The sequence below is a fragment of the Streptomyces viridiviolaceus genome (assembly GCF_014650995.1).
Classification (GTDB): domain Bacteria; phylum Actinomycetota; class Actinomycetes; order Streptomycetales; family Streptomycetaceae; genus Streptomyces; species Streptomyces viridiviolaceus.
On sequence record NZ_BMWA01000001.1, the window covers coordinates 1 to 24,388 of the forward strand.

Annotated in this window: 21 protein-coding genes; 9 read left to right on the forward strand and 12 right to left on the reverse strand. The window is 72.3% G+C overall.

Going from position 1 to position 24,388, the window contains the following annotated elements:
• A partial coding sequence (locus IE260_RS00005) for a sugar phosphate nucleotidyltransferase (RefSeq protein WP_268254912.1) occupies positions 1-173 on the reverse strand: 173 nt, incomplete at its 3' end.
• Entirely contained in the window at positions 170-2,023 is a 1,854-nt protein-coding gene (locus IE260_RS00010) for a DUF5941 domain-containing protein (RefSeq protein ID WP_189868298.1), read from the reverse strand. The genes IE260_RS00005 and IE260_RS00010, both read right to left, overlap by 4 nt.
• Before the next feature lie 458 nt (positions 2,024-2,481).
• Between IE260_RS00010 and IE260_RS00015 the strand changes: the two genes are divergently transcribed.
• Both IE260_RS00015 and idi read left to right on the forward strand, forming a co-directional pair.
• The gene (locus IE260_RS00015; RefSeq protein ID WP_189868299.1) at positions 2,482-3,420 is read left to right on the forward strand and encodes a cation diffusion facilitator family transporter; all 939 of its coding nucleotides are present in this window, start codon (positions 2,482-2,484) and stop codon (positions 3,418-3,420) included.
• A gap of 186 nt (positions 3,421-3,606) precedes the next feature.
• Complete coding sequence (gene idi, locus IE260_RS00020; RefSeq protein ID WP_189868300.1) at positions 3,607-4,200, forward strand: isopentenyl-diphosphate Delta-isomerase; 594 nt, start codon at positions 3,607-3,609, stop codon at positions 4,198-4,200.
• A gap of 3 nt (positions 4,201-4,203) precedes the next feature.
• Here idi and IE260_RS00025 read toward each other — a convergent pair whose 3' ends face one another.
• A complete protein-coding gene (locus IE260_RS00025; RefSeq protein ID WP_229880350.1) occupies positions 4,204-4,713 on the reverse strand; it encodes an ATP-binding protein in 510 nt (169 codons plus the stop codon).
• Between the two features lie 268 nt (positions 4,714-4,981).
• Between IE260_RS00025 and IE260_RS00030 the strand changes: the two genes are divergently transcribed.
• Entirely contained in the window at positions 4,982-5,737 is a 756-nt protein-coding gene (locus tag IE260_RS00030; RefSeq protein ID WP_189868302.1) for an enoyl-CoA hydratase/isomerase family protein, read from the forward strand.
• Here the strand turns inward: IE260_RS00030 and IE260_RS00035 are convergent.
• Entirely contained in the window at positions 5,724-6,359 is a 636-nt protein-coding gene (locus IE260_RS00035; RefSeq protein ID WP_189868303.1) for a DJ-1/PfpI family protein, read from the reverse strand. The two genes, IE260_RS00030 and IE260_RS00035, sit on opposite strands and share 14 nt — an antisense overlap.
• Positions 6,360-6,398: 39 nt before the next feature.
• A complete protein-coding gene (locus IE260_RS00040; RefSeq protein ID WP_189868304.1) occupies positions 6,399-7,358 on the reverse strand; it encodes a GlxA family transcriptional regulator in 960 nt (319 codons plus the stop codon).
• 113 nt (positions 7,359-7,471) lie between these two features.
• On the opposite strand from IE260_RS00040, the gene IE260_RS00045 reads away from it, so the two are divergent.
• The 3 genes from IE260_RS00045 (at position 7,472) to IE260_RS00050 (ending at position 11,026) form a co-directional block, all read left to right on the forward strand.
• The gene (locus tag IE260_RS00045; RefSeq protein WP_189868305.1) at positions 7,472-8,341 is read left to right on the forward strand and encodes an SCO6745 family protein; all 870 of its coding nucleotides are present in this window, start codon (positions 7,472-7,474) and stop codon (positions 8,339-8,341) included.
• A 93-nt stretch (positions 8,342-8,434) separates the two neighbouring features.
• Complete coding sequence (locus IE260_RS42510; RefSeq protein ID WP_268254907.1) at positions 8,435-8,566, forward strand: LPFR motif small protein; 132 nt, start codon at positions 8,435-8,437, stop codon at positions 8,564-8,566.
• 117 nt (positions 8,567-8,683) lie between these two features.
• The gene (locus tag IE260_RS00050; RefSeq protein WP_189868306.1) at positions 8,684-11,026 is read left to right on the forward strand and encodes a Tex family protein; all 2,343 of its coding nucleotides are present in this window, start codon (positions 8,684-8,686) and stop codon (positions 11,024-11,026) included.
• Positions 11,027-11,231: 205 nt separating this feature from the next.
• On the opposite strand, the gene IE260_RS00055 is transcribed toward IE260_RS00050, so the two are convergent.
• Complete coding sequence (locus IE260_RS00055; RefSeq protein ID WP_189868307.1) at positions 11,232-12,869, reverse strand: ABC-F family ATP-binding cassette domain-containing protein; 1,638 nt, start codon at positions 12,867-12,869, stop codon at positions 11,232-11,234.
• Between the two features lie 36 nt (positions 12,870-12,905).
• Positions 12,906-13,937 carry an oxidoreductase gene (locus IE260_RS00060; protein ID WP_189868308.1) on the reverse strand — a complete coding sequence of 344 codons (1,032 nt, stop codon included), beginning with the start codon at positions 13,935-13,937 and terminating at the stop codon, positions 12,906-12,908.
• 66 nt (positions 13,938-14,003) lie between these two features.
• Here IE260_RS00060 and IE260_RS00065 point away from each other — a divergent pair, with 66 nt between their 5' ends.
• Positions 14,004-14,957 carry an FAD-dependent oxidoreductase gene (locus IE260_RS00065; RefSeq protein ID WP_189868309.1) on the forward strand — a complete coding sequence of 318 codons (954 nt, stop codon included), beginning with the start codon at positions 14,004-14,006 and terminating at the stop codon, positions 14,955-14,957.
• Positions 14,958-14,978: 21 nt separating this feature from the next.
• Here IE260_RS00065 and IE260_RS00070 read toward each other — a convergent pair whose 3' ends face one another.
• From IE260_RS00070 to IE260_RS00080, 3 genes are all read right to left on the reverse strand, one after another.
• Entirely contained in the window at positions 14,979-16,706 is a 1,728-nt protein-coding gene (locus tag IE260_RS00070; RefSeq protein WP_189868310.1) for a BCCT family transporter, read from the reverse strand.
• Positions 16,707-16,790: 84 nt separating this feature from the next.
• Positions 16,791-18,071: a M14 family metallopeptidase gene (locus tag IE260_RS00075; protein ID WP_189868311.1), complete on the reverse strand. Its 1,281-nt coding sequence runs from the start codon at positions 18,069-18,071 to the stop codon at positions 16,791-16,793.
• On the reverse strand, positions 18,068-20,023 hold the full coding sequence (locus tag IE260_RS00080; RefSeq protein ID WP_189868312.1) for a Xaa-Pro dipeptidyl-peptidase: 1,956 nt from the start codon (positions 20,021-20,023) through the stop codon (positions 18,068-18,070). The genes IE260_RS00075 and IE260_RS00080 overlap by 4 nt, the downstream gene beginning before the upstream one ends.
• A 197-nt stretch (positions 20,024-20,220) precedes the next feature.
• On the opposite strand from IE260_RS00080, the gene IE260_RS00085 reads away from it, so the two are divergent.
• Both IE260_RS00085 and IE260_RS00090 read left to right on the forward strand, forming a co-directional pair.
• Entirely contained in the window at positions 20,221-21,714 is a 1,494-nt protein-coding gene (locus IE260_RS00085) for a M1 family metallopeptidase (RefSeq protein ID WP_189868313.1), read from the forward strand.
• Between the two features lie 90 nt (positions 21,715-21,804).
• Entirely contained in the window at positions 21,805-22,173 is a 369-nt protein-coding gene (locus IE260_RS00090; protein WP_189868314.1) for a hypothetical protein, read from the forward strand.
• Between the two features lie 68 nt (positions 22,174-22,241).
• Here IE260_RS00090 and IE260_RS00095 read toward each other — a convergent pair whose 3' ends face one another.
• On the reverse strand, positions 22,242-22,721 hold the full coding sequence (locus IE260_RS00095) for a macro domain-containing protein (protein WP_189868315.1): 480 nt from the start codon (positions 22,719-22,721) through the stop codon (positions 22,242-22,244).
• 65 nt (positions 22,722-22,786) lie between these two features.
• Positions 22,787-24,256 carry an amino acid permease gene (locus IE260_RS00100; protein ID WP_189868316.1) on the reverse strand — a complete coding sequence of 490 codons (1,470 nt, stop codon included), beginning with the start codon at positions 24,254-24,256 and terminating at the stop codon, positions 22,787-22,789.
• Positions 24,257-24,388: the final 132 nt, after the last annotated feature.

Sequence of the window (24,388 nt, forward strand, 5' to 3'; positions counted from 1 at the left end):
ATGATCCCGACCTCGGTCAGACCCACCTCGGCGAAGTTGCCCAGGGTCAGGTCCAGCACCGTGATGCCGTCCTCCGCGCCCTCGGGCCCCACCGGCACCAGCGCCTTGGGCAGGGTGTCGGTGTAGGGACGCAGACGCCGTCCGGCGCCGGCCGCCAGCACGAGGCCGATCATGCGGGTTCTCCTTCGTCGTGTACGGCGGGTGCGCCGCCCTTGTGGGCGGCGACCCAGAAGCGGATGCTCTCCACGAGCACCACGAGGCCGACGGCCACGGCGAGGACCGTGAGCGCGACCTTGAAATCTGTGGCGGTGAGCAGAACGGCCAGCACCGCGATCACCAGCGTGCGGCCCTCGTGCCCCCCGATCGCCCGCACCAGCGGGCGCGGGGGCGCGCCCGCCTCGCCACGGATGCGGTAGACCGTGTCGTAGTGATGGTAGGCGACCGCGGACACCAGTCCGAAAGCTGCCGGAAGTGCCCCGTTCACGTCCGCTTTGGCCGCCAGTACCAGGACGGTGCCGTATTCGGCGGCCCGGAAGAACGGGGGGACGAGCCAGTCGAGAGCGCCCTTGAGGGGGCGGGCGACGGCCAGGCCGGAGGTCAGTGCGTAGCCGAGCGCGGCGACCGCCGGCCAGGGGCTCCCGAAGCCGGTCAGCGCGGCCGTGGCGACGACGGCGGCACCGCCGAGCAGGGCGACGGCGGGGGCGGTGAAGCCGGGCAGGCGGCGGGCGGGCCGCTTGAGGACGGCGGCGATGCCCTCGGCGAGCGGTCCCGAGTCCGCGAGGTCGGCGAGCGCCTGCGCGGCCCGGTCCGTCCTCCTGGCCTTGCGGGTGAGCGAGCGCAGCACCCGGCCCGCGGTGGTGTACGTGGCGGCGAAGGCGCAGCCGATCAGCAGGACGTAGAAGGTGATCCGCGGGGTGGTGACCGCGGTCAGCACGGCGATCATCGCCCAGCGTTCGCCGATGGGCAGGACGATCATGCGGCGCACCCAGACCGTCCAGCCGACGCTGTCGAGCTTGTCGGAGAGGGCCGCGGTGGGGCTGGTGTTGGCGGTGGCGTCGTGGTTGGCCTCGTTGAAGGAGAAGTCCACGACGTGCCGGCAGGTCTGGAGGACCATCGCGCCGAGGGCGAGGGCCCATACGTCGTCACCGCCGCGGGCGGCTCCGAGGGCGAGGCCCGCGTAGTAGGCGTACTCCTTGGCGCGGTCGAAGGTGGCGTCCAGCCAGGCTCCGAGCGTGGAGTACTGCAGGGAGTAGCGGGCGAGCTGCCCGTCGGTGCAGTCGAGGACGAAGGAGGCGATCAGCAGGACTCCGGCGGCGACGAAGCCGCCGCGGGTGCCGGTGGCGGCGCAGCCCGCCGCTATGAGCGCGGTGAGCAGCGAGGCGGTGGTGACCTGGTTCGGGGTCAGACCGCGTCGGGCGCACCAGCGGGCGACGTAGCGGGAGTAGGGGCTGATGAAGAAGGTGGTGAAGAAACCGTCGCGGCCTTTGACGGCCGACTTCAGGCGTACGGCCTCGTCGTCGACGGAGGCCACGGTCTGCCGTGCCTCGTTGCGGGCCTGGGGGTCGGCGGGGACGGCGGCGACGAGGCTGCCGAGCTCGGGCCGGTGCACGTCGGCACCGTCGGCGTCGAGGGCGGCGACGACCCGGTCGGCGAGGCTGTCGACGTCCCCCGCGACCGGCCTCGCTCGCGCGGGGGCGCCCCCACCGGCCGAACCGCAGCCGGCGGAGTTCTCGCGGGCCATGGCCCGGGTCAGCGCCTGGCGGGCGTCCGGCCGGGCCGTCACGGCGCCGGGGATCGCGGCGAGCGGGAAGCGCGGGTCGGTGAGGCCGAGGCGCAGGGCGTGCAGGTGGCCCACGAACCGGGCGTCCACCAGGGCGACCCGTTCGCCGGCCGGCACGTGCGCCAGCAGGGTCTCGGCGTCGGCGGCCGGCGAGGCGAGGCGCACGTCGAACCCGAGGGACCGCAGATCGTCCTCGATCGACGAACCGGGGACCGGCTGACCGGTGAGGATGGCGGTCGGCAACCGAACTCACTCCCTGGGTGCGCCGACGCCTGGGCGCCGGGCCTGTGCATGGTGGGGCGCCCGTGCCTGCGGCACCCGGGCGGCATGTCGGCAGAGGCTATCGGATGCCCGGAGCACCGCGTTCACCGCCCGTTTCTCGTTCGGTCGCCGCGACGTGCACCCGTCTTTGCCGCGATCATCATCGTGGATCCGGGGCCCGCCCCACAAACCGCGCGCCCCCAGAACGGACATCGAGGACATCCCGCAGGACGGCCGGTCCGGCGCGAAGGGCGGGGCGGCCTCGGCGCGGCCGGTCGCCGACGATGCGGGCAGAGCGTGCCCGCCCCCCTTCCGGCTCGCTGACCTGCGCAACGTTTCCGCAGGTCAAGGCACATGACAACGGTGTTCAGTGCCGCGTTGCCGGATACCCCCCACCCGTAGTTGACTGTGATCCGGACACACACAGGGAGGCGTCTTTCATGGGGGCTGGGCACGATCACGGGCACGCGCACGGCGCTCCCGCCCGCGGCACGGCGACCACCGCGTACCGCGGCAGGCTGCGGGTTGCGCTGGCGATCACACTCGGCGTCGTGGCCGTCCAGATCGTCGGCGGCATGCTCTCCGACTCGCTCGCGCTGGTCGCCGACGCGGCGCACATGACGACGGACGCCCTGGGGCTCGGCATGGCGCTGCTGGCCATCCACTTCGCGAACCGGCCGCCAAGTGACCGGCGCACCTTCGGCTACGCCCGCGCGGAGATCCTCGCGGCGCTGGCCAACTGCCTGCTGCTGCTCGGGGCCGGCGGCTACGTCCTGTACGAGGCGATCGAGCGATTCGTCACGCCCGCCGAGACCGACGGCGGCCTGACCGTTCTCTTCGGCGTGATCGGCCTGGTGGCCAACATGGTGTCGCTGACGCTGCTGATCCGGGGCCAGAAGGAGAGCCTGAACGTGCGCGGCGCCTTCCTGGAGGTGGCGGCGGACGCGCTGGGCTCCCTCACCGTCATCGTCTCGGCACTGGTGATCCTGGCCACGGGCTGGCAGGCGGCGGACCCGATCGCCTCGCTCGTCATCGGCCTGATGATCGTGCCGCGCACGGTGCGGCTGCTGCGCGAGACCCTCGACGTCCTGCTGGAGGCGGCACCGAAGGACGTGGACATCGCCGAGGTACGCGCCCACATACTGGCGCTGGACGGTGTCGAGGACGTCCACGACCTGCACGCCTGGACGATCACGTCCGGCATGCCGGTGCTGTCGGCGCACGTGGTGGTGAGCGCCGAGGCGCTGACCGCGATCGGCCACGAGAAGATGCTCCACGAGCTGCAGGGCTGCCTGGGCGACCACTTCGACGTGGAGCACTGCACCTTCCAGCTGGAGCCCGGCGGTCACGCGGAGCACGAGGCCCGTCTGTGCCACTGAGTCCCGGACGGTTCCCGGTTCCCGCCGCCGGGCACGATCTTCTACCGGGCCCCTTTCGGCAACCGACCGGTGACGGCCGCGGCCCGCGCCGCCGGGCGCGGGACATGCGGGTACGCCGGGAAGTGCCGGGAGTGCCGGATTCGTACGGCACACTTGGGGGCGCGAGGACCGATGCGAAGGATGGGTATGCCGATCACACCTGCCACCGCGACGCACAGTTCGTCGAACGGCACCGCAGACGCGATTTTGCTGGAGCTGGTCGACGAGAACGGCGTGACGATCGGCACCGAGGAGAAGCTCGCCGCGCACCAGCCACCGGGGCGGCTGCATCGCGCCTTCTCCGTCTTCCTCTTCGACGAGCGCGGCCGGCTGCTGCTCCAGCAGCGCGCGCTGGGCAAGTACCACTCCCCGGGTGTGTGGTCCAACACCTGCTGCGGTCACCCCTACCCCGGCGAGGCGCCCTTCGCGGCGGCGGCCCGGCGCACGTACGAGGAGCTGGGGGTCTCCCCGTCGCTGCTCGCCGAGGCGGGCACGGTGCGCTACAACCACCCCGACCCGGCCTCGGGCCTGGTCGAGCAGGAGTACAACCACCTGTTCGTCGGCCTGGTGCAGGCACCGCTGCGGCCCGATCCCGACGAGGTGGCCCGAACGGCCTTCGCGACCCCGGCCGAGCTGGCCGAGCGGCACGAAAGGGACACGTTCTCGGCGTGGTTCATGACGGTTCTGGACGCGGCCCGTCCCGCGGTCCGGGAGCTGACGGGGCCGTCCGCCGGCTGGTGAGCCTTACGGCAGGTGGGCGGGTTTGAGCGGCAGGGCGGCCCAGATCACCTTGCCGCCACTCGCCGTGTGGGCGACGTCGCACGCCCCGCCCGCCTCCCTGGTGATCTCGCGCACCAGGAGCAGTCCCCGTCCGCCGGTCCGGCCGTGGTCGGCCTCCAGGGCGGTCGGGCGGTAGGGGTGGTTGTCCTCCACGGAAACCCGGACCCACTCGGGGCCGACGGCCACCTCGACGGCGAGCATCGGGGACAGCAGCGCCGCGTGCCGGACGGCGTTCGTGACCAGCTCCGAGACGATCAGCAGCAGGCCCTCGGTCACGTCGTCGGAGACCGGCACGCCCTGGCGCAGCAGCAGGTCCCGCACGGCGTGCCGGGCCTGCGGGACCGAGGCGTCGACGGCGGGGGCGGTGAACCGCCAGACCCCTTCGTACGGCAGCGGCCCGGCGGGCACGGTCTCGTCGAGGGGCGCCGCCGGGCCCTCGGGGCGTGGGCCGGGCCCGCGCCCGTGATCGTCCATCGTCCGGTCGCCACCCTTGCGCTCGATTGTCACCACACCCCTGAGTGTTGGTAACGAGTCGCTGCGCTCCGGAGATCTGAACACAAGTCGGCAGATATCGAACGGTTCTGATCGTTGGCGTATGACACGGTCAGTTGTGGGACTGTTCCTGTGCCTGTTGCGCCGACTCGGCGAACTATTCGGGTTGTACGGGTTTGGCGGGACACCGGTCCCAGGCAGGTCCGGGGCGCCCGGACCGGCGTCCGGCCGGGCGGATAGCATCCGGCGCATGGAGCCGCAGCTGCTGCACCGGGTCGCCGACTCGGTCGCCACCGTCGTCGTCCACCACCCGGCCAAGCGCAACGCCATGACGGCCGCGATGTGGCGGGCGCTGCCGGCCCTGCTCGACGCCCTGGCGGGCGATCCGGCCGTACGGGCGCTGGTGCTCACCGGTGAGGGGGCCACCTTCTGCGCCGGGGCCGACATCTCGACGCTGCGCGAGTCGGCCGAGGAGGCGCAAGGGCTCGCCGTGCACGCCGAGGAGGCCCTCGCCGCCTTCCCGAAGCCGACGCTGGCGGCCATCCGCGGGCACTGCGTGGGCGGCGGGGCGCAGCTCGCGGCGGCCTGCGACCTGCGGTTCGCGGAGGAGGGGTCGCTGTTCGGGGTGACGCCGGCCAAGCTGGGCGTCGTCTACCCGGCGTCCGCCACCCGGCGGCTGGTGTCGCTGGTGGGCCCGGCCACCGCCAAGTACCTGCTGTTCTCCGGGGAGTTGATCGACGCCGGGCGAGCGCTGCGCACGGGTCTGGTCGACGAGGTGCTGCCCGAGGGCGAACTCGGCAAGCGGGTCGCGGAGTTCGCCAGGGTCCTGGTGTCCCGCTCGCAGCTCACCCAGTCCGCGGCGAAGGAGTTCGCGAACGGGCGCACCGACCGGGACGCGTACTGGTCCGCGCAGGCACGCGGCAGCGGCGACACCGCGGAGGGCGTCGCCGCGTTCCTGGAGCGCAGGCAGCCGCGCTTCACGTGGAGCGTGCCTACGTCAGGATGAACCGGCTGCCGGCGCGGAACTCCTCGACGAGGTGCGCGGGCGCCTTCTGCGGGGACCCCGCGTCGTAGGGCGGCTGCGGGTCGTACTCCGTGAGCAGCTGCACGGCCCGGGCGTGGTCGTCGCCGGCGATCCGGCCGAGCAGGGTGAGCCCCATGTCGATGCCGGAGGAGACGCCGGCCGCGGTGACGTACTTGCCGTCGGTGACGACCCGCTCCCCCGTCGGCTCGGCACCGAACCGCTTCAGGAAGTCCAGGGCCAGCCAGTGCGAGGTGGCGCGGCGGCCCTCCAGCAGCCCGGCGGCGGCGAGCAGCAGGGAGCCGGTGCACACCGAGGTGGTCCAGGTGCTGGTGGCGTCGGCGGTGCGCAGCCAGTCCAGCAGGGTCTCGTTGTCCATCTGCGGGGTCTGGCCGGGTCCGCCGGGGACGACGACGATGTCGGGGTCCGGCACGTCGGCCAGGGTCCTGTCCGCGGTGAGGGCGAGGTTCCCGGTGTCGGTGCGGACGGGGCCGGTCCGCTCGGCGACGAAGACGGTCTCCGCGTCCGGGAGGCGGCCGAGGGTCTCGTACGGCCCCACGGCGTCGAGGGCGGTGAAGCGGTCGTAGAGGACGATGGCGATCTGCACGGAGTTCCTTCCGTCGGTTGTCGGCGGGTGGTGCGGGGTTCAGTGGACGGGCGCGGGGCGGAACCGCCGGCGGTACTCGGCCGGTGAGGTGCCGAGCGCCTTGACGAAGGCGCGGCGCATGGCCTCGGGGGTGCCGTAGCCGCTGGCGCGGGAGATCTCCTCGACGCCGTCGGCGGTGTCCTCCAGCAGGCGGCGGGCGTGTTCGAGGCGGACCCGGTCGACGTACCGGCCGGGTGTCGTGCCGGTCTCGGCCAGGAACGCGCGGGCGAAGTGGCGCGGGGAGAGGCGGGCGCGGGCCGCGAGGGACTCGACGCCGAGGTCTGCGCCGGGATGCTCGGTGATCCACTGCTGGACCTCCCGCAGCGGCTCGCGGCACGCGGTCTGCGCGGCGAGCTGCGCACTGAACTGGGCCTGGTTCCCGGGCCGGCGCAGGAAGACCACGAGATGGCGGGCGACCGTCAGGGCGACGTCCCGGCCCACGTCCTCCTCCACCAGGGCGAGGGCGAGGTCGATGCCCGAGGTGACGCCGGCGGAGGTGGCGACGTGGCCGTCCCGGACGTAGATCGGGTCGGGGTCGACGTCGACGGCGGGGTGGTCGCGGGCGAGCTTGTCGCAGTAGGCCCAGTGCGTGGTGGCGCGGCGGCCGTCCAGGAGTCCGGCCGCGGCGAGCAGGACGGCCCCGGTGCACACGGAGACCAGGCGACGGGCGCGGGGGCCGTGTCCGCGCAGCCAGTCGGTCAGGCGCGGGTCGGGGCTGCGGGTGCCCTGGCCGCCGGGGACCAGGAGGGTGTGCGGCTCAGGCGCCCCGGTGAGGGCCTGGTCCGGTACGAGGGTCAGGCCGCTGGAGGTGCGCACGGGAGCCCCGTCGAGGGACGCCGTCCGGATGCGGTACGTCCCCGGCGCGCACTTCTCGGCGCCCGCGAAGACCTCCACGGGGCCGGTGACGTCGAGGCTCTGGACGTCGTCGAAGAGGACGACGAGGACGGTTCGCTGCGCCATGCACACGATTCTTTTCCCGTCCGGAGACGACCGCAATGACGAGTACCCCACCTTTCCTGCCATGCGGCCGCGACCCGTGGAGGACGTACTGAGCGGTTGGTAACGTGCCCGGCATGACGACTGCCACCCTCGACGGACGCGCCGCGCGCCGTTGCCACAACGCGCTCAACTCGCTGCACTCGACGCACTACTTCTCACCCGACCTGGGCCGGGAGGTGGGCGCGCTCGGCATCACCGATCCCCGGGCCGTCAACTTCGCGGTGCGTGCCGCCGCGCTCGGACCGGTCGGGGCCGGCACGGTGGCGGCGACGTTCTACAACTACAAGTACGAGCTGGTCGCCCGGCACGTGCCCGCGGTGTGGGCGACGGCCGGCCCGGACCAGGTCCTGGCCGCACGCACGCGTGCCGTCGACGCCACACTGCGCCGCCTGCTGGGCGAGGAGGCCGTGGCGTCCGCGGAGATGGCGCAGGCCGCCCGACTGGCACTGCGGGCCGCCGAGGGCTGTTCGCGCAGCGCCCGCCCGCTGTACTCCGCCCACGCCGATCTGCCCGTGCCCGAGGAACCCCACCTGGCGTACTGGCACGCCGCGACGCTGCTGCGCGAACACCGGGGCGACGGGCACCTCGCCGCGCTGATGGCCGCCGGTCTCGACGGACTCGAGGCGCTGGTCACCCACACCGCGACCGGCAAGGGCATGGCACCGAAGTGGGTCTTCAGCACCCGCGGCTGGACGCGGGAGGAATGGGACGCGGCGACGGCCCGGCTGCGCGACCGCGGTCTGCTCGACGGCAGCGGCGAGCCGACCGAGCGGGGCGTCGCGCTGCGCGAGGAGATCGAGCAGGAGACGGACCGGCTGGATGCCGCCCCCTACGCGCACCTGGGCGAGAAGGACGTGGCGCGCCTGACGGAGCTCGCGGCGGTCTTCGCGCGTGCCGCCCTCGGCGCCGGCGCCTTCCCTGCGGATCTGCTCGGCAAGCGCTGATCGACACGCCGACGGCGGACGGGCATGTCAGGCCCTTGTCGAGGTACCCGTCCTCTCCCGGCCGGAGGGGCCGGGAGAGGAAAGGGGTTTTTCGTGTTCCGTGCCATCGCAGACGTACTGCGCCAGATCGGTGGCGCCGTCGCCACCGTCGTGACGCTTCCCTTCCGGGCCCTGGCCCGGCTCTTCGGCGGGGCCTCGTCCTCCACCCGCAGCCGCAAGGTCTGATCCGGCGGGGCGAATTCCGCCCGGTCGCGACCGGCCGGGGTGCCGCCCTGATCCCCGATTGTCGGCGCCACCTGCCACAATTGCCGCGCAACCTCAGTGAGAAGGCGGTACGGGATCGTGACGACACCCGAGTCGATCGACGTAGGGTCCATCGAAGGCAGGATCGCCGAGGAGCTCGGCGTACGGGAGCGGCAGGTGAAGGCCGCGGTGGAGCTGCTCGACGGCGGTTCGACGGTGCCCTTCATCGCCCGCTACCGCAAGGAAGCGACCGAGATGCTCGACGACGCGCAGCTGCGCACGATCGAGGAGCGGCTGCGCTATCTGCGGGAGCTGGAGGACCGTCGCACGGCGATCCTCGACTCGGTGCGCGAGCAGGGCAAGCTCACCGAGGAGCTCGAGGCGCGGATCCGCGGGGCGGAGACCAAGGCGCGCCTGGAGGACATCTACCTGCCGTTCAAGCCCAAGCGGCGCACCAAGGCGCAGATCGCGCGGGAAGCCGGCCTGGAGCCGCTGGCCGAGGGGCTGCTCGGTGACCCGGGCGTCGACCCCCTCGCCGCGGCCGCCGCGTTCGTCGACGCCGACAAGGGCGTGGCCGACGCGCAGGCCGCCCTGGACGGTGCGCGGGCGATCCTCACGGAGAAGTTCTCGGAGGACGCCGACCTGATCGGCGAGCTGCGCGAGCGGATGTGGGTGCGCGGGCGGCTGGCCGCCAAGGTCAAGGAGGGCAAGGAGGAGGCGGGCGCCAAGTTCGCCGACTACTTCGACTTCGCCGAGCCGTTCACCGAGCTGCCCTCGCACCGGATCCTGGCGATGCTGCGCGGCGAGAAGGAGGAGGTCCTCGACCTCGTCCTGGAACCGGAGGAGCCGACCGACGGACCGTCGTCGTACGAGGGGATCGTCGCGAGTCGGTTCGGTATCGCGGACCGCGGCCGGCCGGGCGACAAGTGGCTCACGGACACGGTCCGCTGGGCCTGGCGCACCCGTATCCTCGTCCACCTCGGCATCGACCTGCGGCTGCGGCTGCGGACGGCCGCCGAGGACGAGGCCGTGAACGTCTTCGCGGCGAACCTGCGCGACCTGCTGCTCGCCGCCCCGGCGGGCACGCGCGCGACGCTCGGTCTCGACCCGGGCTTCCGCACGGGCGTGAAGGTCGCCGTGGTCGACGCCACCGGGAAGGTCGTGGCGACCGATGTCATCCACCCGCACGTCCCGGCCAACAAGTGGGACGAGGCGATCGCCAGACTGGCGCGGCTGGCCGAGGAGCACGCGGTCGAGCTGATCGCCATCGGCAACGGCACGGCGTCCCGCGAGACCGACAAGCTCGCCGGGGAACTCATCACCAAGCACCCGGAGCTGAAGCTCACCAAGGTCATGGTGTCCGAGGCCGGCGCCTCGGTGTACTCGGCCTCCGCCTTCGCCTCGCAGGAGCTTCCGGACATGGACGTCTCACTGCGCGGCGCGGTGTCCATCGCCCGCCGGCTCCAGGATCCGCTGGCCGAACTGGTGAAGATCGACCCGAAGTCGATCGGCGTCGGCCAGTACCAGCACGACCTGTCCGAGGTGAAGCTGTCGCGCTCGCTGGACGCGGTGGTCGAGGACTGTGTGAACGGCGTGGGCGTGGACGTCAACACGGCGTCGGCACCGCTGCTCGCCCGCGTGTCCGGCATCACCTCCGGGCTCGCCGAGAACATCGTCGCCCACCGGGACGCCAACGGGCCGTTCACGTCGCGGACCGAGCTGAAGAAGGTGTCGCGGCTCGGACCCAAGGCGTACGAGCAGTGCGCGGGCTTCCTGCGGATCCGGGGCGGCAGCGACCCGCTGGACGCGTCCAGCGTGCACCCCGAGGCGTATCCCGTGGTGCGCCGGATGGTGAAGACCGCCGGTCAGGAGGTGGCCGGGCTGATCGGTAACACGTCCGTGCTGCGGTCGCTGAAGCCGGCGGACTTCGTGGACGAGACGTTCGGCCTGCCGACCGTCACGGACATCCTGCGGGAGCTGGAGAAGCCGGGGCGCGACCCGCGGCCGGCCTTCAAGACAGCCACCTTCAAGGAGGGCGTCGAAAAGATCTCCGACCTGTCCTCCGGGATGGTGCTGGAGGGTGTCGTGACCAATGTCGCGGCGTTCGGGGCGTTCGTGGACGTCGGTGTGCACCAGGACGGGCTGGTGCACGTGTCCGCGATGTCGAAGACGTTCGTGAAGGACCCGCGGGACGTGGTCAAGCCCGGGGACATCGTGAAGGTGAAGGTGCTGGACGTCGACATTCCGCGGAAGCGGATCTCGTTGACGCTGCGGCTGGACGACGAGGCTGCGCCGCAGGGGGAGCAGCGGGGGCCTCAGCGTGGGGGGCGGCCGCCGAAGCAGCGGCAGCAGCAGGGGCGTTCCGGAGGGAAGGGGCGGCCGTCGGCTGCGCCTGCCAACGGGGCGATGGCTGACGCGTTGCGGCGGGCCGGGTTGGCCTAGTCGTCGGGTGCGCCGGGTGCCCCTGCGTCGCGGGGGTGCCCGGCGTTGCGGCTCGGGGGTGAGGTGCGCAGCCCGGCGCCGACGGGGTGCCTCCCCCAGAGGGGGTACCCCCAGCGCCCACCCGTGCCGCCCTTGGCGGCACGGGTGCCCGCGGTCATGGCGGCACGAGTGCCCCGCGGTTACGGCGGCGCCGGCCGCCCGCCGGCTACCGTTCCGTCACCTTGCCGTGCGCTACCTCCAGGCGGCGGGTCACCCTCACCGCGTCCAGCATGCGCCGGTCGTGGGTGACCAGGAGGAGGGTGCCCTCGTAGGCGTCGAGGGCCGACTCCAGTTGTTCGATGGCCGGCAGGTCGAGGTGGTTGGTCGGCTCGTCCAGGACGAGCAGGTTGACGCCTCGCCCCTGGAGCAGGGCCAGTGCGGCCCTGGTGCGTTCGCCCGGGGACAGGGTGGACGCCGGGCGCAGGACGTGGTCGGACTTGAGGCCGAACTTGGCCAGGAGGGTGCGGATCTCGACCGGTTCCGTGTCCGGGGTGTCCGCGCGGAAGGCGTCGAGCAGCGACTGGGGACCGTGGAACAGCTTGCGGGCCTGGTCGACCTCGCCGAGCAGCACGCCGGAGCCGAGGGCAGCGTGCCCGGCGTCGAGCGGGACGCGTCCGAGGAGGGCTCCGAGCAGCGTGGACTTGCCCGCGCCGTTGGCCCCGGTCACCGCGACCCGGTCCGCCCAGTCGATCTGGAGGGAGACCGGGCCGAGGACGAAGCCGCCGCGCCGAACCTCGGCGTCCCGCAGGGTGGCGACCACCGCGCCCGACCTCGGGGCCGCCGCGATCTCCATGCGCAGGTCCCACTCCTTGCGCGGTTCCTCGACGACCTCCAGGCGTTCGATCATGCGCTGCGTCTGGCGGGCCTTGGCGGCCTGCTTCTCGCTGGCCTCGCTGCGGAACTTGCGGCCGATCTTGTCGTTGTCGCCCGCCTTGCGCCGCGCGTTCTTGACGCCCTTGTCCATCCAGGCGCGCTGCATCTGGGCGCGGTCCTGGAGGGCCGCTCTCTTGTCGGCGTACTCCTCGTACTCGTCGCGGGCGTGCCGACGGGCCACATCGCGTTCCTCCAGGTACGCCTCGTAGCCGCCGCCGTAGAGGTTGATCTGCCGCTGGGCGAGGTCCAGTTCGAGGACCTTGGTGACGGTGCGGGTGAGGAACTCGCGGTCGTGGCTGACGACGACCGTGCCGGCGCGCAGTCCGGTCACGAAGCGTTCGAGGCGCTCCAGGCCGTCCAGGTCGAGGTCGTTGGTCGGCTCGTCGAGCAGGAAGACGTCGTAGCGGGCGAGGAGGAGGGAGGCGAGGCCGGCTCGTGCCGCCTGGCCGCCGGACAGCGACGTCATCGGCTGGTCCAGGTCCACCGCCAGGCCCAGGACGTCGGCGGTCTCCTCGGCGCGGTCGTCGAGGTCGGCGCCGCCGAGCGCGAGCCAGCGCTCCAGGCTCGTCGCGTAGGCGTCGTCGGCGCCGGGACGGCCGTCGACCAGCGCCTGGGTGGCCTCGTCCATGGCCCGCTGCGCCTCGGTGACGCCGGTGCGGCGGGCCAGGAACGCCCGGACGGTCTCGCCGGGTCTGCGCTCCGGCTCCTGCGGCAGGTGGCCGATGGTCGCTGTCGGCGGGGACGGGCGCACTTCGCCCTGTTCGGGCACGGTCAGCCCGGCGAGCATCCGCAGCAGGGTGGACTTGCCCGCGCCGTTGGCCCCGACCAGCCCGATCACGTCACCGGGCGCGACGACGAGGTCGAGCCCGGTGAACAGGGAGCGGTCCGCGTGGCCGGCGGCGAGGTTCTTGGCGACGAGGGTGGCAGTCATCAGAGCGCCGATCCTAACGGCCGGGCCCCCTGTCGCTCAGCCGGGTTGTCGGTGGGTCACCGCCTCCACCAGCACGCTGCCCGACGCCCTCGCCACGACGAAGGACTCCGCCTTCACCGTCTTCGCGTCCAGGGGGATGCGGTGGCTGCCCGGTTCGAGGACGCCGTCGAAGACCTCGTGGGTGTGGGTGCGGTTCAGGCGGTCGACGCGGTAGGCGGTGAGCCGTACCCGGCAGGGCGAGCTGACCTCGACCTCCGCCGCGCCGTCGGTCGCGGCCAGTCGGGTCAGGCGGCGCCGCTCCAGCGGCCCGCGGTCCAGGGCGTGTTCGATCTGGGCGACGAGCAGCGGGACGATCGGGGCCAGGCCGTCGACGTATGCCACGTCGACCCCGGCGTCGGTGAAGGCGCGGCGCACGGCGGCCCGCTCCTCCTCGCCGACCGAGCGGCCGAAGGCGACGGCTCCGTAGGCACGCAGTTCGTCGGCCGGGACGTCGCCGGCGTCGCGGGTGATGTCGGCGCCGATGCCGATGGTGCGCAGGGCGGCGGCGAGCTTGGCGAGCAGGGCGACGCGGGCGCCGATCAGCAGGACGCGGTGGCTGGTGTGTGCGGAGCCGTCGAGCAGGGCGGCCAGCGCCGCGCGGTACTCGGCGCCCATGAAGCGGAACGGGCCGATGCCGTGGTAGCCGTTGAGCTCCAGGTCGGCGCGTTCGTCGGTCTGCCAGGCGAAGTCCTGCCAGATGAAGTCGTCGCCGTCGCGCCGGATCACGGCGGTCACCGCACCACAGGCCAGGTCCTCGCACTCGGGACAGCCGTAGATGACGTACCGGCCGTCGGGCAGGGGCGCGTCGGTCTCCAGCAGCAGGCTGCGCACCTGCGCGGTGAAGATGGCGGGCGGGATGTCGGAGGCGAGCGGGGAGACGGCGTCCAGGTCGGAGAGCCGGAACAGCAGGGGACGTCCGTCGACGATGAAGTCCACGAAGTCGCGGTGGACCTGGTAGTCACCGTCGGCGAGGACTCCCCCGGCCCGCATCGCCGGTGCCAGACCGAAGGTCGCGTACTCGGCAGCCATGCGGTGAGTATTCCCGGCGTGGCACTGATGTGAGCACGGCATCGCGTATTCCGCTAACGTCCCGGTGTGGGAACCGAACTGGGTGACGAGGTCGTCGTGATCGGCGGCGGAGTGATCGGACTGACGACGGCCGTGGTGCTCGCCGAGCGCGGCAGCCGGGTGCGGCTGTGGACGCGGGACCCCGTCGAGCGGACCACCTCGGCGGTCGCCGGCGCGCTGTGGTGGCCGTACCGCATCGAGCCGGTCGCGTCGGCACGGCGGTGGGCGCTGGACTCCCTGGGCGTGTACGAGGAGCTGGCACAGCGGCCCGAGCGGACCGGCGTACGCATGGTCGAAGGGGTGCTGGGTGAGACGGACCTGGACGAGGTCGACGGGTGGGCCGCCGCCCGGCTGCCCGGACTGCGTGCGTCGACCGCCCGGGAGTACGGCGGGACGGGGCTGTGGGCCCGGCTGCCGCTCATCGACATGTCGACTCATCTGCCCTGGCTGCGGGAGCGGTTGCTGAGCGCGGGCGGGGTGGTCGAGACGCGTGCGGTGGACGACCTGGCCCAGGCCCGGGCGCCGGTCGTGGTCAACTGCACGGGTCTGGGCGCCCGGGACCTGGTGCCGGACCCGTCCGTGCGGCCGGTGCGCGGGCAACTGGTCGTCGTGGAGAACCCCGGTGTCCGCACCTGGCTGGTCTCCACCGACCCCGTCTCCGGGGAGATGGCGTACTTCTTCCCCCAGCCCGGCCGGCTCGTCCTCGGCGGCACGGCGGAGGAGGACTCCTGGGCGGCGGAGCCGGACCCGGCCGTGGCGGAGGCGATCGTGCGGCGGTGCGCGGCACTGCGGCCGGAGATCGCCGGGGCGAGGGTGCTGGAGCACCGGGTGGGCCTGAGGCCGGCGCGGGACACCGTGCGGCTGGAGCGCGAGCCGCTGCCGGACGGGCGGCTGCTGGTGCACAACTACGGGCACGGCGGCGGGGGTGTGACCGTGGCCTGGGGCTGCGCCCGGACGGCGTCCGAACTCGCCTGCCGTTGACCACGGTCCGCGGCCGGCGGGTCAGTCGTGCTTGCCGATCGGGTCGCCCTCCACGTCCGTGCCGGCGCCCGGTCCGATACGGATCTCGAACTCGCCGTCGTACTTCTTGTGGCCCTCGATGACCGCGAGTTCGACGGCCTCGGAGCCCATCTCGCCGCGCACGATGAGCGGGTCCCTGCGCAGATCCCGCATCAGGGCGATGCACATGAAGATCATCACGATGACGAACGGGGCCGCCGCGAGGATCGTGAGGTTCTGCAGGCCGGTGAGCGCGTCGCCCTGGCCGCTGCCGACCAGGAGCATGATGGCCGCGACCGCCCCGGTGACCACGCCCCAGAACACCACCACCGGTCGGCTCGGTTCGAGCGCGCCCTTGTGCGAGAGGGTGCCCATGACGATCGAGGCCGCGTCGGCGCCCGAGACGAAGAAGATGCCGACGAGGATCATCACCAGCAGGCTGGTGACGGTGGCGACGGGGAACTCCCGCAGTACGGCGAAGAGCTGGCCCTCCGGGGTCGTCTCCTCGCCGAGGCGCCCCTGTTCCTGCATCTTCATCGCCGAGCCGCCGAAGATGGCGAACCAGATCAGGCTGACCGTGCTGGGCACGAGGATGACTCCGCCGATGAACTGACGGATCGTGCGGCCCCGGCTGATGCGGGCGATGAACATGCCGACGAAGGGCGTCCAGGAGATCCACCACGCCCAGTAGAAGACGGTCCAGCTGCCCAGCCAGTCCGCGACGTCCTCACCGGCGCTCGCCTCGGTGCGGCCGGCCAGCTGCGGCAGGTCGCCGAGGTAGGAGAAGACCGAGGTGGGCAGCAGGTCGAGGACGATGATGGTCGGGCCGGCGACGAACACGAACAGCGCGAGCACCAGGGCCAGCACCATGTTCGTGTTGGACAGCCACTGGATACCGCGCTCCACGCCCGAGACGGCGGACGCGACGAACGCCAAGGTCAGCACCGCGATGATGGTGACGAGCAGCCCGGTGCTCACCTTGTCCATCCAGTTCAGCTCCTGCACGCCGGAGCCGATCTGGAGCGCGCCGAGCCCGAGCGAGGCCGCGGAGCCGAAGACGGTGGCGACGATCGCGAGCATGTCGATGATGCGCCCGCTGACGCCGTTCGCGTGCCGCTCGCCGATGAGCGGGGTGAACACGGCGCTGATGGTCTGCCTGCGGCGCCTGCGGAAGGTGCTGTAGGCGATGCCGAGGCCGACCACGGCGTAGATCGCCCACGGGTGGAGGGTCCAGTGGAAGAGCGTGGTGGCCATGGCCAGTTCCATGCGCTCGCCGGAGTCGGCCGGTGTGGTGCCGGGCGGGGCCGTCGTGTAGTGCGCCAGCGGCTCGCTCACGCCGTAGAACATCAGGCCGATGCCCATGCCCGCGCTGAACATCATCGCGACCCAGGACACCGTGCGGAACTCGGGCTCCTCGCCCTCCGCGCCGAGGTGGATCCGGCCGTAGCGGCTGATCGCGAGCCAGAGCGCGAAGACGACGAACCCGGAGGCGGCCAGCATGAACGCCCAGCCGCCGTTGTGCATCAGGCCGCTGAGCGCGCTGCTGGAGACGTCCTCCAGCGAGTCGGTGGCCACCGCGCCCCAGATGACGAAGGCGAGGGTGAGCGCGGCCGTGACCCCGAACACCACGCGGTCGGTCCGGGGCCGTTCCTGCCCGGGAAGGCCCGCTTCCGAACCCGGCAGTGAGCCTTTCGGGTGGTGGTCGTTGTCGCTTGGTCGGTCCTGCGTCACAGGCGGCACCTTTCATCGAGTCGACGAGGCCGGAAACGGTTCCTCGGATACGCCCCTACCACATGTGACGCAGAACTCACCTCCTCAGCAGTCCGTGTCCGGTTCGCCCGCCGTCAGGTGGTACGTGGCGCGCTCGTCGAGCAGCAGCGGCACCAGGGCGCGCTGCGACTGACGCAGGGGTACGAGGGCGCCGTCGCCGTCCGGACGCACGCGTACGCCGTGCAGCGCGAGTTCGTCCCCCACCTCCGCGTACTGGCCGGAGGTGAGCCGGTAACCGCAGGGCGGGTCCTGGATCACCTCGGCGGACTCGGGCGGGTCGTTGTCGGCACCGCCGACGTAGACCGGACCGGTGTCGGCGTGGCCGGCCCGCCGGGCGGCGCCGGTGGCCGCTTCGATGCGTCCGCGCCGCTCGTCCGTGTAGCCGGACAGGCCCTTCAGAGCGGCGAGTTGGGAGGCGACCCGGCGCCGGTTGTTCAGTGCCTCGTCCCGCTGCTCGGCGTCCGTGAGCGCGTCGACGCGGCTCTCGATGAGCAGGCCGACCGCGTGCTTGACGCCGGACATGTTCCGCAGGATGCGTTCCTGGCCGTCCCCGGCGGTCTGCTTGATCGGGTCGCCGGTGACGGGGTCGGTCCAGATGCCGTAGGTGCCGGCCGAGTAGCCGGCCTCCTCGGCGGCGGGACGGACGTACGCCCGGGACAGGGTCTCGGCCTCGTCGTGGACCGCCGCGGCGGTGTTGAGGTTGCGGGGCCACAGGTCGAACAGGTCCTTGTCGTAGTACGGGGGTGTGGCGCCGTACTCGTGCAGGTCGTAGATGACGTCGGGGCCGCGGTCGCGGATCACGGCGGCCAGGGCGCGCGCCTCCGCCGTCCGCAGGGCGAGGTGGTCGCGGTTGACGTCCACGCCGTCGCCGTTGCCGCGGGTGTCCGCGGCCCGGCCGTCGGGGTTCGCGGTGGGAATCACCAGCAGGGTCGTGCGGTCCAGGAAGCGCCGGGTCTCCCGGTCCTCGGCGTACGCCAGGTCGCGGACGGTGGACAGGCATGCCTCGCGGCCCGAGGGTTCGTCGCCGTGCTGGCTGCACACGAGGAGCACCTTGTTCGGGGCGGAGTGCCTGCCGATGGTGACGAGTTGGAGCGGGCGGCCCTGCTTCGTGGTGCCGATGCGGTCGACCGCTACGCGGCCGCTCGCCCGGTCGACGGCGGCGAGGAGGGCCTGTTCCTCGGGCTGGGTGGTCCAACGGGCGCCGTGCGAGGTCTCGAAGCCGGTGCGCGGCGGGGAGTGCGAGGAGTCGGCGGCGTGCGCCGGTGCCGCGACGAGCGAGGCGGCGAGGGCCGCGGCGGTCAGGGTCAGGGCGTGGAAACGGTTCACTGGCCTCCCTCCGGGACGCGGTGCGTGCTGTGCGGCGAGGTCACGCCGTCGAGGGGCGTGGCCGCGGGAGCGGACGTCGTCGCACCGGAGGTCGCCCGGGCGAACGCGGCGGTGCCGCCGACGAACGGTACGTGGGCCGACGTGCGGGAGAGGTCCAGGGTGAGCGTCGGCGTGTCGGCGGGAGGATCGATGAGGTCCCTGTCGGTGCCCGCGACGATCAGCGCGAGACGGTGGCCGGCCGGGACGACGTGGTCGGTGGCCGCCAGGTCCAGGGTGATGGTGTGGGCCTTGCCGGGAGTCAGCGGGACGCCCCGCCACTTGGAGGCGTGGTTGCCGAGGTCGGCCCAGCCGCGGCTGACGACCGTGTACTCCACGTCGGCCGTCTTCGCGGCGGTCTCCTTGTAGCAGGAGCTGTCGCCGGCGGTGCTCGGGCCCCAGCAGGAGCGGTCGGTGAGCGTGGTGATGCCCTCGCTGCCGTCGGCGTAGTCGCGGATGGTGTCGGGGCCGAGGTCGACGAGGACGGCGGACAGGTGGGCCGTCGGAGTGGTCGGGGTGGCGGTCACGGTCACCGTGGAGGAGCCGGACAGGCGCAGGTCGCGGGTGAGCGGACGGGTGACGAAACCGGCCTTCTCCGGTGTCGGCTCGTCGATGCGCGCCGCCCAGTCGGTCTCGCCGAGCGCCGGGTCGTCGGTGAAGGTCTCGGTGCCCCGGTTCCCGCGCAGGCCGAGGGTGCCGACGCCCGGCCGGTCGCCCTCGGCGGGGCGCAGGGTGGTCGTCTGCGTGCCGCGCGGCGGCCAGCTCTTCGAGGTCACCCACTGGTCCGGGTGGCGTTCGATGTCGGCCATGGGTTCGCGGTCGATGCCGTTGTCGTAGCCGAGGAGTTCGTGGTCGAACCAGCGGTGCAGGGTCTCGACCCACTCGGCGCGGCGGAAGTCGAAGGGGTCGACGTGGCCGGTCTGGGAGAGCCAGATCTTGCGCTGCACGCCGTTCTTCGCGAGCGCGTCCCACCAGGGCCCGACGTGCTGCATGCGGACGTTCAGGTCCTGCATGCCGTGGACGAGGAAGACGCTCGCCCTCACCTTGCCGGCGGCCTTCACGTAGTCGCGCTCGGTCCACAGCCGCGTCCAGTCGCCGGTGCGCGGGGCGCCGTCGACGAGCCGCTGCTGGACGGCGTCGCACTTGGCGCGGGCGTCGGGGCTGTTGACGTAGTCGGACAGCCAGTCGGGGCCCGAGCCGTACAGCGGGGCGCCCTGGCTGAAGTAGTAGTCGTACCAGGAGGAGATGGCGGCGATCGGGACGATGGTCTCCAGGCCCTCGACGCCGGTGGCGGCGACGCCGTTGGCGATGGTGCCGTCCCAGCTCTTGCCGATCATCCCCGTCCTGCCGTTGGTCCATCCGGCCTCGGCGCGCTCGCTGCCGGTGCGGGTGGTGTACGCCTTCGCGCGGCCGTTGAGCCAGTCCACGACGGCCTTCGCGGACTGGATGTCGGAGCGTCCGCCGACGTCGACGCAGCCGTCGGAGCGGTTGGTGCCGGCCAGGTCGACGCCGACGACGGCGTAGCCGCGGGGCACGAAGTAGTTGTCGTAGAACAGCGGCATCTGGACGACGTCGCCGTCGGCGTCGTACGTCTTCTTCTGGCTCTCGTTGCCGCGCCCGCAGCAGGAGTAGTACGGGCTGGCGTCCATGATGACCGGGATCTTCCGGCCCTGCTGGGCGGGTTCGCGCGGGCGGACGATGTCGACGGCGACCCGGTCGTCCCTGCCGTCGCCGTCCCCGTCGCGTCCGGTGTCCACCCAGACGGCCTCGCGGATGGCGTCGTCGTAGGAGTGGACGGGTTCGCTCCGGCTCGGGGCGGCCTGGGCCGCGGTGGGCGAGAGGAAAGCAGCCATGAGGGCGGCGGTGGCCGCCGTCGCGAGCGGTCTCCAGATCGTGAAGCGCATGCGTGTCGGCATGCGCGGGACGGTACATCGGTCAACTGCCGTACAGAAGAGGGCATACGGAAGCGGACGGGATCCGTGAGCGGCCCGCGACCGGTGGCGCATGTCGGCCGAATGGCGATCGTGTGACAGGGGTGGCCGTGGACATGCCGCGCGCACAGGGACTCAATAGGCTCCGAACAGATTGCACACCCCAACGACTTGGAGCTTTCGTGCACCGCAGAATCATCGTGCCGGGCGCACTGGGCGCCGCCGTCCTCCTGCTGGCGATCCCGGCTTCGGCGGCGAGCCACTCCCCCGGCGCCCCGGGCATCGGCGACCCCTACTACCCGGCCTACGGCAACGGCGGATACGACGTCTCCCACTACGACCTGCGCCTGAAGTACCAGCCGGCCACCGACCGGCTGGAGGGGACGGCGACGATCCTGGCGCGGACCACCCAGGACCTGTCGCGCTTCAATCTGGACTTTCTGCTGGACGCCGGCGAGGTGCGGGTGAACGGCGCCAAGGCGTCCTTCGCGACCTCGGGCGAACACGAGCTCGAAATCACGCCGAAGAGCCCCCTGCGCAAGGGAACGCCCGTCACCGTCGTGGTCCGCTACAGCGGTGTGCCGTCCTCGAAGCAGGCGTACGGCTTCACCAGCTGGCACCGCACACCGGACGGCGGTGTCGCCGCCAACGAGCCCGAGGCGGCCTGGTGGTGGTTCCCCAGCAACGACCACCCGCTGGACAAGGCCACCTACGACGTGTCGGTGCAGGTGCCGGACGGCACCCAGGCCATCTCCAACGGCACGCTGCAGTCGGCCGGCTCACGGCTCGGCTGGACCCGCTGGAACTGGCGGTCCGACAAACCGCAGGCCACCTACCTCGCGACGCTGGCGGTCGGCAGGTTCGACCTCACCACGGGCACCACCGAGAGCGGCGTTCCGGTCGTCAACGCGTACAGCAAGGACCTGGGCGCCCACGACGGCGCGGCGCGGGCCAGCGTGGAGCGGACCGGGGAGGTCGCCGACTGGCTGACCGGGTACTTCGGGCCGTACCCGTACAACGCCCTCGGCGGGTACGTGCCGAACACGGACACCGGGTACGCCCTGGAGACGCAGACCCGGCCGTTCTACAGCCCCCGGCAGTTCGCGAACGGCTCCAACGTGTCCGTCGTCGTCCACGAGCTGGCCCACCAGTGGTACGGCGACCTGGTGTCGGTGCGCGGCTGGAAGGACATCTGGGTCAACGAGGGCTTCGCGCGCTACGCGCAGTGGCTGTGGTCCGAGCACGAGGGCGAGGGCACGGCGCAGGAGCTGGCGGACTACACCTACGCCTCGCATCCGGCGGACGACCCGTTCTGGACCGTGAAGCCCGGTGACCCCGGGCCGGAGAACCAGTTCGACATCGCGGTCTACGACCGGGGCGCGCTCGCCCTCCAGGCGCTGCGGAACGAGATCGGGGACGAAGCGTTCTTCGCCGTGCTGAAGGGCTGGCCGGACAAGTACGCCCACGGCAACGCGTCGGTCGCCGACTTCCGGCGTTACGCCGAGGAGGTGTCCGGCAGGCCGCTGGCCGCGCTCTTCGACACCTGGCTGTTCCAGCCGTCGAAGCCGGCCGCCGCGGCGGCGCGTGCGGCGTCCCTCGCGAAGGCGTCGGACGCTCCCGCGCAGCCGAAGTCGTGGAAGAAGATCGCCGCGACGAACGGCGTGCACGAGCACTGACGCGCCGGGTGCCGCCCGGCGGTCTGCGTTGGCTGCGTGCGCCGGACGTGCGGACCGGTCGGCGCCGCCGGGCGGACGAAGGAGCCGGGCGTGCGAGACGTGGCGATCATCGAGGCTCCCTCCGTGCCGGGACTGAGGCCGAGCGGCGTCGAGGAGCTGCCGGACGCGCTGCTCGGCGCCGGGCCGGCCACCGGGCTCGGCGCGCTGCGGGCGGGCCGGGTCGAGCCGCCGCCGTACGCCCCGGAGCGGGACCGTGCGACCGGGGTGCTGAATCCCGCCGGTGTCGCCGCCTACACGGTCCCGCTGGTGCCTGTCGGTCCCGGTCGGCGGGGCCTGTCGATGCCGGCCTGTCCGCGTCCGCCGATCGCCGCCGGGCAAGGACCGTCCAGCTCCCCGGTCAAGGTCCACCGATGTCCGTCGCCGCGGACCCACCGAGCACGGCCGGCGCGGCCCCACTGATCCCGGTTGGCCCGGACCCACCCATCCCGGCCGGCCCGGACCCACCCATCCCGGCCGGCCCGGAGCCGTCAGTCCCCGGGGTCGTACACCGTGACGGGGACGCCCCGTGCGACGAGCCGGTGGGCTATGAGCGGCTCGATCCGGGACCACGTGCCCCCGGCCAGGCCGCAGCCTATGCGGGGCATGTGGACGGAGGCGCCCAGGTCGGCCGCCTTGTCGGCGAGACGGGCGAGGGCCGTGTCGATCGCCTCGTAGCGCACGGGGACCCCTTTGCTGCCGGTCCTGATGCCGCGCTGGCCGACCATGTTGGCCACCCACACGTACGGCTCGACCTGGACGAACTGGACCGCGCCCAGCCCGAAGTCGTTCGCCGCGCGGTCGCGGTGCCAGGCCCGGTAGGCGGCCTCCGGCTCCGGCCAGCGGCGGGACACCTCCAGGACGAAGCCCTTCCCCCACCCGCCCAGGTCGTTGCAGACATGGGCGATCACCTTGACGCCCTTGACCGACGGAACGGTGGCGTCACCCCGGACATACCTGATCCCCGACATGACGCCACCGTAACGGCCACCACTGACAGCGGCCGTGGACCGCTCCGTGCTGCCCTGGCCGTCGCCTACTGCTTCGTGAGCCGGGAAAGCTCCTGGTCGGCGTTCTGCTCCACCCTGCGGCGGACGCCGAACCAGCCGGCCACCAGCATGACCGCGATCACGGGGATGAGCAGGAGGGTCTTGCGGCCGACCTCGGGGTCGTTCCACATCATGCCGAGGCAGGCCAGCAGGAAGGCGATCGTGGCGATCTCCGTGACCGGGCTGCCGGGCAGACGGAAGTGCGGCCGGGTCACCTCACCGGCGCGGGCGCGGCGGACGAAGATCAGGTGACAGATCATGATGATCACCCAGGTGCTGATGATGCCCAGGGAGGCCACGTTCAGGACGATCTCGAACGCCTGGCTCGGCACCAGGAAGTTCAGGCCGACGCCGAGCACGCACACCGCGCAGGTCAGCAGGATGCCGCCGTAGGGGACCTGGCTGCGGCTCATCACGCGGGTGAACTTCGGCGCGGAACCCGCCATCGCCATGGACCGCAGGATGCGGCCGGTGGAGTAGAGGCCGGAATTCAGGGAGGACATGGCGGCGGTCAGGACGACCAGGTTCATCACGTCGCCGGCCGCCGGGACACCGATCTTGGACAGCACGGTGACGAAGGGGCTCTGGTCGCCCGAGTAGACCGAGCCGGGCAGCAGCAGGGCCAGCAGGACGACCGAGCCGACGTAGAACAGGCCGACGCGCCACATGATCGAGTTCACCGCGCGCGGGACGACCTTCTCCGGCTCGGCGGTCTCGCCGGCGGCGACGCCGACCAGCTCCAGGGCCGCGTAGGCGAAGATCACGCCCTGCATGACGAGGACGACGGGCATCAGACCGTGCGGGAAGACACCGCCGTGGTCGGTGATCATGCTCAGGCCGGGGGTGTGACCGCCCACGTCGTGCTGGGTGGCCAGCAGGAAGATGCCGATCAGCATGAAGCCGACGAGGGTGGCGACCTTGATGATCGCGAACCAGAACTCCATCTCGCCGAAGATCTTCACCGAGATGAGGTTCACGGCCAGCACCACGGCCAGCGCGATCAGCGCGAGCACCCACTGGGGGATGCTCGTGAACATGCTCCAGTAGTGCGTGTAGAGCGCGATCGCGGTGATGTCCGCGATACCGGTCGTCGACCAGTTCAGGAAGTACATCCAGCCGGCGACGTACGCGCCCTTCTCACCGAGGAACTCGCGCGCGTACGACACGAAGGAGCCCGACGAGGGCCGGTAGAGGACCAGCTCGCCGAGGGCCTTGACGACGAAGAAGGCGAAGACGCCGCAGACGAGGTAGGCGATGGCGAGTGCCGGGCCCGCGTCGTGGAGGCGCCCTCCGGCGCCGAGGAAGAGGCCGGTACCGATCGCGCCGCCGATGGCGATCATGTTGACGTGGCGCGCCTTGAGGTCCTTGCTGTAGCCGGCGTCGCCCGCGTCCGCGGGCGTCCGAGTCGCCTCGGGGTGGGCGGCGACCTGTGCCGTGTCCACGGCGTCCTTGCTCACGGGTGGTTCCACTCTCTGGTGCGCCCGGGCGGGGTGTGCCCGGGTCGTCCGTACAGTGACACGGCCCGCACCACCCTCGCGGCACAGACCAGTTCAGCACCTTCCCATGACGCTCCGCTCATACGCGGTGGT